This is a genomic window from Snuella sedimenti (assembly GCF_016428595.1).
GTDB classification, from domain to species: Bacteria; Bacteroidota; Bacteroidia; order Flavobacteriales; family Flavobacteriaceae; genus Snuella; species Snuella sedimenti.
In genome coordinates this window covers 153565-166908 of record NZ_JAELVQ010000006.1, presented here as the reverse complement: position 1 = coordinate 166908, position 13344 = coordinate 153565, and the positions used below count along the sequence as shown (strand labels likewise).

The window sequence follows — 13344 nt, the reverse complement described above, 5'->3', positions numbered from 1 at the left end:
AACAAAACGATGAAAAATATTAATTATATAATAATTGCAATTCTATTTTTTGGGTTTGCAAATTCATGTAGTGACAATTTTATTGAAGTTGAAAATAAAGAGGTGCTAACAGAAGAAAGCTTTTGGCAAACCGAAGATCATGCAATGCAGGCCTTAACCTCTGCCTATGCAGCTATACAAGGTGCTGATGGAAGTAAATGGACTTTTTTTGAGGAAATGTATACATCTATGGCGTACCGAGCAGATGATGTGGCCAATAATACAGCAGAAACTTACGGACGTTCTTTAGCAAGTTTCTCTAATACAACCGAAGAAAGTGGCCCTTTTAATATCTGGAAGGCTAGTTATGCAGGTATTGGTAGAGCCAATCAAATATTACAGAAAGTGCCAGATATGGAAGCGCTTTCAGATGCTACTAAAAAAGGCTTAATTGCAGAAGCGAAATTCTTGAGGGCTTACTACTATTTTTGGTTGGTAACCGGATTTGAAAATGTTCCTTTAATTACAACTTTTAGTGGAGAATTGGATAATTTGTTTCCAAATCAGGCAGAACCATCAGCTGTATGGGCACAAATAGAAACAGACTTATCTGAGTCAGAATCAGATTTGCCAACAGATTATCCTTCAGAATGGAAGGGGAGAGCAACTAAGGGTGCTGCTAAAGCCCTATTGGGTAAAGTGTATTTATTTCAAGAAAAATGGGGGCAAGCAGAATCTAAACTGGAAGAAGTGACAGGTATGGGCTATGCATTGCTGCCAAACTATGGCGATAATTTTAACGGTAATGCAGAAAATGGCGTAGAAAGTATTTTTGAGATTCAATTTTCAGGAGACCGATCTAATGGAAATGACGAACGACAAGTGTTTAATTTTCAAGTGTCGCCATATGCCTTTGGTGGTTGGGAGCTATTTTACCCCTCACAATGGTTGGTAGACGAAATGAAAACAGATCTAGATGCTTCAGGAGATCCTAGTGAGCGTGTTTATGAAAGCATTTTCTTCGACGATCCCAATTCTGAAATGTATAATATGGATGCGGGTGAAAATCAGTTGTATAGCGATGTGTCAGACGCATTAAACCATCCAAAATATTTCAAGAAATATTCTTGGAATGCCGATGAGAATTTTTATAACGGGACTAATATTTCTGTGATTCGTTATGCCGATGTATTATTGATGTATGCAGAAGCATTGAATGAGAATGATAAAACGACGTTGGCTATCGATCAGGTTAATCTCGTTAGGGAAAGAGGCGGAGCGGTTCCTTTAGGAAGTATGACAAAAGAGGCCTTAAGAGCTCAAATTAGGCATCATGAACGACCAGTAGAATTGGCTATGGAGTTTGGTATACGCTGGTTTGATTTGTATAGATGGCAACGCGGTAGCACTGCAACAGAATCTATAAAAACAACTTTAGAAAGTCACAATAAACCCTTTGCAGAGAACTTTCAGGAGAAACATATTGTGTACCCTATTCCATTACAGGAAATAAACATAAATGCTAACCTGCAGCAAAATACAGGTTGGTAAGTTATTTAGTAGTATTTGATTAGTTATTTTTAAGTGAATCACCTAAAGATTTTTTCGTCTTTAGGTGATTTCTATTGCTATTTTTAGAGCGTTTAATTATGGCCAAGTTTATTCAATATCTTAAGGTTTATCTGGTTGTTGCAATTATTATGTCGTGTAAGGATAGCGGTAATATTAAACCAGCTGTTAAACAGTTGCCATCAAAGACTTTATTTACGCAATTATCTGTGTCACAAACAGGCATCGATTTTATTAATGAAATACCAGAAAGTAGTGTTATGAATAGCATGGTATATGAGTATTTCTATAATGGAGGAGGTGTTGCTATTGGAGATATTAATAACGATGGTTTGCCAGATATTTACTTTACTTCTAACCTAAAGGAAAATAAATTATACTTAAATAAAGGCGATTTTAGATTTAAGGATATAACCGAAAAGGCTAAGGTGAAAGGAAGTTTTGGCTGGACTACAGGAGTAACCATGGTAGATATAAATGCCGATGGTTGGCTGGATATTTATGTGTCAAAGTCCGGAAAAGGAAAAGCAGCAAATAGACAAAATGAACTGTACATTAATAACAAAAATGAAACATTTACGGAAGCAGCCAAAGATTATGGCTTAAATTTTTCGGGATATAGCACCCAATCTGCTTTTTTTGATTTCGATAAAGATGGAGACTTGGATATGTTTCTGTTAAATCATAATGTCACACCCGTAAATACTAATAACCCCGAAGATTATAAAATGCAGGAGAATACCATGGTAGGTGATAAACTGTATAGAAATGATAATGGGAAGTTTGTCGATATTTCTAAACAAGCAGGTATTATAGGGAATACATTAGGGTTTGGTTTGGGAGTTTCCATAGGCGATTTGAATCAAGACGGTTGGCCAGATATCTATGTCGCAAACGACTATATTGAACAAGATTACCTATATTATAATAAAGGCAATGGTACGTTTAGGGAAGCCTTAAAATTAGCGATAAAGCACACTTCTAATTTCTCGATGGGAACCGACATTGCAGATGTTAATAATGATGGACTGTTGGATATTATGACTTTGGATATGGTGGCCGAAGATAATTATGGCATAAAGACCAGTATGAGTGGTATGAATCCTAAAGCATTCAATCATGCAGTCGATAATGGCTTTCATTATCAGTATATGTACAACACCCTACAACTTAATATAGGTGATCATAAGTTTAGTGATATAGCCCAGATGGCAGGTGTTTCTAATACCGATTGGAGTTGGGCACCTCTTTTTGCAGATTTTGATAATGATGGGTTTAAGGATTTATTTGTTAGTAATGGTCTTAAACGTGATTTTAGAAACAACGATTTTAGAAAATATAAGCTCAAACGTTTAGAGCAAGCTAAGCAGAATGGAGAAAAAATGAAGCTTGTTATCGAAGAGCTGGTTCAAAAAACACCCCAAAGAAAAACACAAAACTATTTTTTTAAAAACAAAGGTGATTTAACATTTACAAAAACAAATCAAGCGTGGGGAGTTACGAATACAACCTTTTCTAATGGAGCTGCATATGCCGATTTGGACAATGACGGCGATTTAGATTTGGTAATTAATAATATTGATGAGGCTGCAACAGTTTTAAAAAATAATTCAGATAAAAACTATCTCCAGTTTAAGCTAAGAGGGTCGGCTAAAAATCCATATGGTATTGGAGCAAGAATAGAAATAGAATCTAAAGGTAGAAAACAAGTTGTCGAGAATTATGTCACTCGGGGATATCAATCGGCTGTACAACCTTTGGTGCATTTTGGTTTGGGTAATAACGAGCATGTCGAAAAGGTAACTGTTACTTGGACAGATGGTAAAACCCAAGTTTTGGAAAACGTAAAAGCCAATCATGTAATGACACTGAACTATCAGGATGCAACTGAAAGGCAACATCATGATGAAGTAAATAAGCCCTATTTTAAAGATATTACAGAAGTCTCTAAGGTTGATTATCTTCATATTGAAAACGAGCATGATGATTTTGAAAAGGAGAGTCTGCTTCCACATAAAATGTCACAATTCGGACCAGCATTAGCAGTAGGAGACGTTAATAATGATGGCTTAGAAGATTTCTACGTTGGAGCTGCTAAGGGCTATACAGCAGCATTGTATTTACAAAAACTGGATGGTACATTCAGCGAATCAAATGATAAACTTTGGAAACAAGATAGCGATTTTGAAGATGTAGCAGCCGTTTTTTTTGATGCTGATAATGATGGCGATTTAGATTTATATGTAGTAAGCGGGGGTAATGAATGGCCTGATAAGCATACAATGTATCAAGATCGTTTATACATTAATAATAAAGGAAGGTATCATAAAGAAAATTTTAGGTTGCCTAAAATAGTGTCAAGTGGAAGCTGTGTTAAACCTTTTGATTTTGATAATGATGGGGATTTAGATTTGTTTGTTGGTAGTAGGTTGTTGCCTCAAAAGTATCCGTATCCAGGGAAGAGTTATCTGTTACAAAACAATGCAGGGCATTTTAAAGATGTTACAGAAACCGTTGCTCCCGAATTGGAACACTTAGGATTGGTAACCGATGCTATTTGGACCGATTTGGATAATGACAACCAAATCGAGTTGATAGTAGTAGGAGAATGGATGCCCATAACCGTTTTTAAGAAAGACTCCGAAACCTTTAGAATCAAAAGCGATGTATTTAAGAATACGAATGGTTGGTGGAATTGTATTAAAGAAGCCGATTTAGATAACGATGGCGATATGGATTATGTAGTAGGGAATCTAGGGTTAAACTATAAATACAGAGCCAGTCAAGAAGCGCCTTTTGAAGTGTATTCTATGGATTTTGATGATAATGGTACTAACGACATCGTACTGGGGTATTACAATCAAGGAGATTTGTTCCCATTACGTGGGCGTGAATGTTCATCTAACCAAATGCCTTTTATAAAAGCAAAATTTCCAACCTATAATGATTTTGGTAGTGCCAAACTAATAGACGTTTATGGAAAAGAAAAATTAGAAAAAGCTTTGCATCTAAAGACCTATATGTTTGCTTCTGTACTTTTGGAAAATAAAGGGCACAGTCAATTTAAAGTAGCCCCACTTTCAAACCAAGCTCAAATTTCTTCTGTCAATGATATAATTATAACAGATTTCGATAATGACAAGAAAAAAGATATTCTAATAGCAGGGAATATGTATCAGTCGGAGGTTGAAACACCAAGAAATGATGCCAGTTATGGTCAGTTATTAAAGAATGATGGGGAAAACGGTTTTACTCCTATTCCGGCTTTGGAAAGTGGAATTTTATTAGATGGTCAAATTAATAGTATATATTCTATACAGAGTAGGTCTAAAGAGAAAATAATCTTGGCCAGAAATAATGGTTCCTTATTGCTTATAGAAACTAATGATTAATAAAGCCAGTCGAGGAAACACTTCAAAAATCTGTTCTTAGCTACGAATAGAATATCCTAAAAGTTCCAAAAAATTATTCAAAATGATTCTCATTTTAAATGAGTTTATTAATAAGTAAAGTAAGTATAAATACATGAAGAAAGTTTTAATATTAGGAGCAGGTATGGTTGTAAAACCAATAGCTCATTATTTGTTAGATAATAATATAAAAGTCACCATAGCAAGTAGAACCAAGGCTAAAGCCGAAAGTGTGTTGGAAGGCTATAGCCATGGTGAAGCCATTGCTTGGACAATAGATGAGTTGGATGCTTTGGATACACTTATAAAAACACATGATATTATCGTGAGTCTGCTGCCTTACACCCATCATGTAACTATTGCGAAAAAATGCATTGCTAATAAGAAGAATATGTTGACAACCTCTTATGTTTCACCAGAGATGAAAGCATTGGATGTAGAGGCAAAAGAAGTTGGTGTTTTAATATTAAATGAAATAGGTGTCGACCCCGGTTATGATCACATGACCGCAATGCAAATAATAGATAGGGTACATGCCGAAGGAGGTAAAATAGATGCTTTTTATTCGTTGTGTGGTGCCCTTTGCGCCCCAGAAGTAGCCAATAATCCATTTCGATATAAGTTTTCATGGTCACCAAAAGGTGTGGTTATGGCAAGTAATAATGGTGCTCAATTTTTAAAGGAAGGAAACATTATTAATTTAGATACTTCCGATTTATTTAAAAATCCGTTAGTGGTGGATTTTCCTGAAGTTGAAGAAATGCATGTTTACCCTAATCGGGATTCCCTGCCTTATATTGATATTTATGGTATTCCAGAAGCCAAAACCATGTATCGGGGTACCTTCCGTTATAAGAATTGGTGTGTAGCAATGGATTTGCTAAAAGCACTCAAGTTAACCAGTTATGATATGTTGGATTTAAAAGGTAAAACCTTTGCCCAGATAACTTCAGAATTGAACGGTTTCAGTAGAGCGACTCTAGAAATTGATATAAAAAAGAAGTTTGGTGTTGATGAGAAACATGCAGGGTTACAAGCTATCAAGTGGTTAGGAGTATTGGACGAGAAACCGGTTCACTTGGAAACTGGTTCAGCTTTCGATTTGGTATCTGATCTTATGATAGAAAAAATGATGATGGATACAACCGAAAGGGATATGGTTATTATGCAGCATATGTTTAATATAACAAGAGCAGATGGAGAGCAAGAAACCATTGTTTCCAGAATGCTTGATTATGGAAACGATACCTATACCTCCATTGCGCGTACCGTTGCATTGCCTGCAGCTATTGGTGTTAAAATGATTCTTGATGGCGAAATAGCAGAAACCGGTGTCCATATACCAATCAAGAAAACGATTTATAAGCCCATTCTGACCGCGTTGGAAAAGCTTGGGATTAACATGGTGGAAATTAGTGAGACCTATGTAAACTAATTTGTTCTTTGTACTTTTATCACCATGTCAAAAATAACCTGTTTCGGTGAAGTCTTATGGGATGTATTCCCTAGTTATAAAAAGATTGGAGGAGCACCATTAAATGTGGCAAGTAGACTACAATCATTTAATCATGATGTGTCCATAATTAGTGCTATCGGACAAGATGAAAGTGGAGCAGATACTTTACAGTACCTTAAAGAATGCGGTATTGATACCAGTTGTGTTCAGGAACATAATGCGTATAAAACGGGTAAGGTAAAGGTAACGCTTAACAAAGAAGGGGTGGCATCTTACGATATTAAATATCCAAGAGCTTGGGATAAAATAAGGTTGACCAAAATGAACAAAAATGCTGTTGAAAATGCCGATGCCTTTATCTTTGGAAGCCTTGCCGCTAGAGATGATAGTTCCAGAAATACATTGTGCCAACTTATAGATCGTGCGAAATATAAAATTTTTGACCTTAATTTAAGACCTCCTTTTTATACAAAAGATATTTTAACTTATTTAATGGACAAAGCCGATTTTATAAAGTTTAATGATGACGAGCTTTATGAAGTTAGTAGGAACATGGGGGCTACATTTAATTCATTAGAACAAAATCTAAGGTTTATTGCTAATAAAACAAATACTAAGCACCTTTGTGTTACTAAAGGAGCACATGGAGCTATATTATTATACAATGATAAGCTATATTATAATAAAGGATTTCTTGTAAAAGTGATTGACACTGTTGGGGCAGGTGACTCATTTTTAGCTGCCTTAATTAGCCAATTGCTAAATAAAAAAGCGCCTCAAAAAGCTATCGATTTCGCATGTGCAGTAGGTGCTTTGGTAGCACAAAGAGAAGGGGCAAATCCTAAAATATCAGATTCAGAAATCATGGCATTTGTAAAATCATATTAAGATGTTGTTGTGGTTTTGTAGGATGGTAAGTGGTTTTTTAAGTTGTTTAAAGTTAATAAGTTAAGGTCTTGATAATTGTTTTAGCATTCTTTATTTCGTATTTTAGGAAGATTAATAATTAATTCAATAGTCATGAGAATGTTAGTTAATGTAACTTGCCCTATTGAACCTTTCAATTCAATGGTTAGAAATGGTACTGCAGGAGAGATCATTGGCCGTGTGGTCGAAGATATCAAGCCAGAAAGTATTTATTTTACCGAAGTAGACGGCCATCGGGGAGCTGTTATGATAGTGGATGTTGCTGAACCTTCAGCTATTCCCTCTATAGCAGAACCTTGGTTTTTAAATTTTGAAGCCGTTTGCGAGTTTAGAATTGCAATGACAACAGAAGATTTAATGAAATCCAACCTCACTATGCTTGCCGAAAAGTGGAATGGAGTTCAGATGAATTAAAAGAAAACTTTTTAATCTAAAGGAACCGCCTAATTATAAATTATGGTGGTTCTTTTTTTAGGGCATAGTGTAAATAGTATATTTTGGTTGTTGTATCTAACAAGGAGATAATTAATCAGGACGTATGCAACAAAAGGAGTATATCAAAATATGTTAATTCATTATTATTTAGTTAATTTACAGCCTCCAAGATATAAACAGACTTAATAAAACTTTTAATCTATAAATCTAAGGTGCTTACTAAAAGTGATTTAAAAAAAATATTTTACACATATTATGAGGCACTCGTAATATATGCAAATCGCTTTTTGATCTTTAAAGATGAGTGTGAAGATTTAGTGCAAGATATTTTTGTAAGTCTTTGGGAGAAAGATCAAAGTTTTCCAGATGAGGTGTCCTTAAAAGTATATCTCTATAAAGTTACCAGAAATAAATGTTATAATATTATTAAACATAACAAAGTAAAAGAACGTTATGCCGAAAGTGCATTATTGTCGGTTGAAGATGATAATTTATTTTTAAAGCAAGTCTTGGAAGAAGAGATTGTTAGACAGTTGCATAAAGCTATTGAGGTACTTCCCGATAGAAAACGGCAAATCATTCAACTAAGCCTTAAAGGTTTAAAAAATGCAGAAATAGCAGAAGTCCTGGATATTAAATTACAAACGGTTAAAACTTTAAAGTCGCAATCCTATAAAATACTACGAGAGCAGTTTAAAGATATGGAAACAATTATCTACTTCTTATTGACGTAGTTGCACGACTTTATTTGTTTCAGAGGTAACAAAAAATTGAATTTTACCCGTTGTTCATTTTGAATCAAAACAGTAAGAATATGCCATTTTGAGTGAATTTTTCGTTCCTCAAAATCACACAAGGGTTAAGTTTTTTTTTAAAAAAGTTTAAATTTTAATAGTACCTTTTTAATTATTGGTTGTTCTATATGTAAATGCATTAATGGAATGAATGATATATTTCAGATATCAAGACTAATAATTAAGAAAAAACTAAAAGTTTTAAGCGCAACAGGTAAAGAGCAATTAAAACAATTTAGAAAAACATATCCCTTTGTAAAGGATGTTGATTTTGAAAGTTTTGCAGATAAAATATCAGAATACAATACCATCGATAAAGACAATGCTTGGGATGAGGTTTTATTAAAGGCACAAAAGAAGCAAACAAAAACCGGTGTTGTAATCTTCAAGAAGCCTTGGTTTAAGTATGCAGCGGCAGCTTCCGTTGCTCTTATGGTAACATTAACCATATTCTTAAATAAAGAAAGTGAGACAGAGCGTATTGAACCAATCATTGTTAATATTAATAATATTGAAATAGGTACCGATAAAGCGACGCTTACGCTGGCTAATGGTGCCAATGTAGCCTTAGAAAAAGGAACAAGTTACCAAGATGATAATGTAAGCAGTAATGGAGAGGCACTTGTTTATGTGTCAAAAAAGAAAGCAAATAAAGCTGTTGAATACAATTACTTAACAATTCCCAGAGGCGGTCAATTCTTCATGACACTATCCGACGGAACTAAAGTATGGTTAAATTCAGAATCCCAATTAAAATACCCTGTAAGTTTTACAGAAGGTAAGCTACGTGAAGTAGAGTTGGTTTATGGAGAGGCTTACTTTGAAGTATCCCCAAGCTCAGCTCATAAAGGAGCAGGGTTTAAGGTGCTTAATAATAAACAAGAAATTCAGGTGCTTGGGACTCAATTTAATGTAAAGGCATATAAAGATGAGTCCCATGTTTATACAACCTTGGTAGAAGGCAAGGTAGCTGTAAGTTTTGAAGGAAACAAACAAAACTTAATACCTAATCAGCAATCAAATCTCGACCTTGAAACAAAAAATATTTCGGTAGCAACTGTTGATGTGTACAATGAGATTTCGTGGAAAGAAGGCGTATTTAGTTTTGATGAAAAGTCGCTTAAGGATATAATGCGCGTTTTGGCGCGATGGTATGATATGGAGGTGGTATTTAAGAACCCTGAATTGGAAAAAGAAGAGTTTAACGGAATGCTAGGAAAAGACCAAAAAATAGAAGAGATATTAGCAAGTATTAAAAATTTCGGAAAAATTACAGCCTATGAGATTCAAGATAAAAAACTAATATTAGAATAAAAAAAGAGGAGAGAAGCACAGACATTTGGCGGTATCTAACTTTCTCTCCCTTTATGTCGTATTAATTAAATGTTTAACTAACACCCAACAAATTTATGGAAATTAAATTAATTAATGTCCGTTTTCAAATCCGAAAACGGTTGTTACTCATGATTATGAAAACGTTTATCTTTTTATTGTGTGCTACAGTTTTTAGCTTTACAACCAAAAGTTCTTTTGCTCAGGAAAAGGTAATAATAGAAAAAGATCAGCTCATTATGGTTGATCAAGTATTTAAAATCATTAAAAAACAAACAGATTATCGTTTTATTTACCCCAAGAGTTTATTTAAGGACAGTCCAAAAGTACAATTAAAGAAAGGCGTTATAGAGTTAAGTAAACTATTAAACCTTTGTTTGAATGAGAATGCTCTTAACTTTGAGTTAACGCAAAACAATACAATTGTAATTAAGGAGAAGGAAAAAGAAGAAGTTAGCAGTGAAAACCAACAGCAAATTGAAGTAAAGGGAACTGTCACAGATCAGGATGGACAACCCCTTCCTGGGGCGACTGTCACAGTTAAGGGCGATGAAACTAAAGGGGTTCAGGTCGATTTTGATGGACATTATTCTATTGCAGTGTCAAGCTCCCAATCAGTTTTGGTGTATCGATTTTTAGGTTTTGTAACTAAAGAGATTGAGGTTGGAAACCAAACTGAAATCAATGCAATATTACAAGAAGAAGCTCAGGGTTTAAACGAAGTTGTAGTGGTTGGATATGCGACTCAAAAGAAGGCTAATTTAACTGGTGCTGTTTCTTCTATCAAGGGAGATGAGCTAACGACAAAGCCATTAACCGATGCGCGTCAGGCGTTGCAAGGTGTTGCAACAGGTTTAACTATTATAGACCGTGGAGGGTCGCCAGGAGGAGAGACCCTATCCTTTAAGATTAGAGGTAATGGTTCTGTGTCTGCCGGTACCGATCCTTTGGTTTTAATAGACGGGATCGAATCGCCTATCAGTGAGATTAATATGCAGGATATTGAAAGTATCTCTGTGTTAAAAGATGCCGCATCTTCATCTATATATGGTTCCAGAGCCGCCAATGGAGTTGTGTTAATTACCACAAAAAGAGGTAAAGAAGGAAAGCTTAGAATAAACCTCGATAGTTATACCGGGTGGCAAACAACAGCCACGTTGCCAGAATTGGTGGGACCCGAGGACTATTTAAATTTAGTAAATGAAGCTTTGGTTAATGCCGGACTTCCTGAGAAATATTCAGACGAATATATTCAAAACACCATTTCTGGGGCCGATCCTATAGCTTATCCATATACTGATATGTTTGAAGAGTTATTTAAGTCGGCACCTGTTCAAAATCACTCCCTTAGTGTTCGGGGCGGATCCGAATTAGCTAGGATCGCACTATCGGTGAATTATCTGGATCAGGATGGTATGCTGTATAACACCGGTAGTGAAAGAATAGGAACCAGGCTAAATACCGATCTAAAATTAAGTGATGCCTTTAGGTTAAGAGGAAACATTTATTTTAACAGCAGAGAAGCCAGAAAACCAAATAGGTTTGATGAAGCTATAGGTGCTATAGTTGGGAGTTCTCCGGTTAACGTACTACAATATCCTAATGGAGCCTATGGTTTAAATAAGGATAATACCAATGCCCTGGCAGCTTTAAAGGAGAGTGGTACAAACTTAAGAGTGTCGGAAGCTTTGAGCCTTAACTTAGGATTGGATTGGGACTTACTTAAAGGTTTGAAGCTATCTACAGACTACACTTATTTAAGAACACACATAAGAAATAAGAATTTTAAGGCGAGCTTTGATTTTAAAGACCCTAACGATTTAACGAATGTTGTGCACCGATGGACGCCAAATGAGTTGTCCGAAAGCCGGTGGGAAGAAACGCGGCATAAATTAAAAAGTATATTAAATTATGAAGTTACAATAGGTGATGAACATGCATTTAATGTCTTAGGAGGAATAGAAAGAATAGAAAATGCTGGCAATTACTTATGGGCGAGTCGACAAAATATTTATAATGAAGATTCTCCTGAGCTAAATACAGGTGATATTGTATCCAAAGATAATGCTGGTTATAGTGAAGACTGGGCTTTACTTTCTTATTTAGGACGTATTAATTATTCTTTTAAAGACAAATACCTATTTGAAGCCAATATTAGGCATGATGGCTCTTCAAGGTTTGCAGAAGGTCATAAGTGGGGTACTTTCCCATCCTTTTCAGGAGGTTGGGTTATTTCAAATGAAGATTTCATGAGTAATATCTCTGCCATTCAACACTTAAAGTTTAGAGGGTCGTGGGGACAACTAGGTAACCAAAACATAGGATTGTACAGGTTCGCATCAAATATAAATACGAACTATAGCTATAGTTTTAACGATGTTCAGGTTAACGGTTATTCTCAAAGCACTTATGCTAACGAGGATATTACCTGGGAAACCTCAGAGCAAACCGATATAGGAATAGACCTTTTGTTGTTTAGAGGGAAATTGGGTATTACAGCCGATTGGTTCCACAAAAAAACAAAAGATATGTTGCTAAACTTGCCTATATCGCCTTTAGTAGGGCTTGGGTCTTCCGAAATTAACATAGGTAGTGTGAGTAATAAAGGATGGGAGCTATCATTGAACTATAAAAACAGGGATCATGAATTTAAATATGCAATGGGCTTTAATATTACCGATATTAAGAACGAACTAACAAATTTTGGAGGTTTACCTCCTTCAATAAGTGCTTGGAGCGTATTGAAAGAGGGTGAGCCTATGTGGTCATTTTACGGTTATAAATCAGACGGGCTGTTTCAAACTCAGGAAGAGATTGATAACCATGCACCTCAGCCTAACCAATCCGAGTTAAAACCGGGAGATATTAAGTTAGTAGACTTAAATGGTGACGGAGAAATTAATGATGATGATAGAACCATTATAGGAAATCCAAATCCTAGATATGAGTACAGTTTTAATTTTTCGGCAGATTATAAGGGATTCGATATTAATTTCTTTTTGCAAGGAGTAGCTAAGGCCGAAAACTATTTTTATGGAGCAACCAATGAAGGACCGGCTTTTGAAATATTTACGACCACTAGGGTTTTAGACAGATGGACACCAGACAATCCAAATGCATCCTTCCCAAGATTGGAAGCAGCTTCAAATAAGAATAACTTTTTATATAATGATTTTTGGATACGTGATGCCTCGTACTTAAGACTTAAAAATATTCAAGTTGGGTATTCATTCAACAAAAACATATTGGATAAGTTAAAGTTATCAAAGGCTAGAATTTATACCGGAGCAACAAACCTGTTTACAATTACAGATGTAGAGTCTGGCCTGGATCCTGAAACGTATAGTGGTAGAGTAAATTATTATCCACCTACATCAACGTATACGATTGGCGTGCAATTGGCATTTTAATTATTCAAAACTTAAATTTTAGAAAATGAAAC

General features: G+C 35.2%; 8 protein-coding genes. All 8 read left to right on the top strand.

All coding sequences use genetic code 11. The annotated features are described in order from the left end of the window. Nucleotides 1–9 precede the first annotated feature (9 nt). The 8 genes from JF259_RS06820 to JF259_RS06785 all read left to right on the top strand — a co-directional run bounded on the left by JF259_RS06820 (nucleotide 10) and on the right by JF259_RS06785 (nucleotide 13312). A complete protein-coding gene (locus JF259_RS06820; protein ID WP_199114564.1) occupies nucleotides 10–1530 on the top strand; it encodes a RagB/SusD family nutrient uptake outer membrane protein in 1521 nt (506 codons plus the stop codon). 98 nt (nucleotides 1531–1628) lie between these two features. Further along, nucleotides 1629–4940: a VCBS repeat-containing protein gene (locus JF259_RS06815; protein WP_199114563.1), complete on the top strand. Its 3312-nt coding sequence runs from the start codon at nucleotides 1629–1631 to the stop codon at nucleotides 4938–4940. Nucleotides 4941–5073: 133 nt separating this feature from the next. Next, nucleotides 5074–6393: a saccharopine dehydrogenase C-terminal domain-containing protein gene (locus tag JF259_RS06810; RefSeq protein ID WP_199114562.1), complete on the top strand. Its 1320-nt coding sequence runs from the start codon at nucleotides 5074–5076 to the stop codon at nucleotides 6391–6393. Between the two features lie 24 nt (nucleotides 6394–6417). Beyond that, nucleotides 6418–7302 (top strand): carbohydrate kinase family protein, encoded by an 885-nt coding sequence (locus JF259_RS06805; RefSeq protein WP_199114561.1) that lies wholly within the window; start codon nucleotides 6418–6420, stop codon nucleotides 7300–7302. Nucleotides 7303–7434: 132 nt separating this feature from the next. After that, nucleotides 7435–7755 (top strand): panthothenate synthetase, encoded by a 321-nt coding sequence (locus tag JF259_RS06800; RefSeq protein WP_199114560.1) that lies wholly within the window; start codon nucleotides 7435–7437, stop codon nucleotides 7753–7755. 233 nt (nucleotides 7756–7988) lie between these two features. Then, a complete protein-coding gene (locus tag JF259_RS06795; protein ID WP_199114559.1) occupies nucleotides 7989–8510 on the top strand; it encodes an RNA polymerase sigma-70 factor in 522 nt (173 codons plus the stop codon). A 207-nt stretch (nucleotides 8511–8717) separates the two neighbouring features. Then, nucleotides 8718–9884 carry a FecR family protein gene (locus JF259_RS06790; RefSeq protein ID WP_199114558.1) on the top strand — a complete coding sequence of 389 codons (1167 nt, stop codon included), beginning with the start codon at nucleotides 8718–8720 and terminating at the stop codon, nucleotides 9882–9884. A 95-nt stretch (nucleotides 9885–9979) separates the two neighbouring features. Further along, nucleotides 9980–13312: a SusC/RagA family TonB-linked outer membrane protein gene (locus JF259_RS06785; protein ID WP_199114557.1), complete on the top strand. Its 3333-nt coding sequence runs from the start codon at nucleotides 9980–9982 to the stop codon at nucleotides 13310–13312. The last annotated feature ends 32 nt before the right edge of the window (nucleotides 13313–13344 follow it).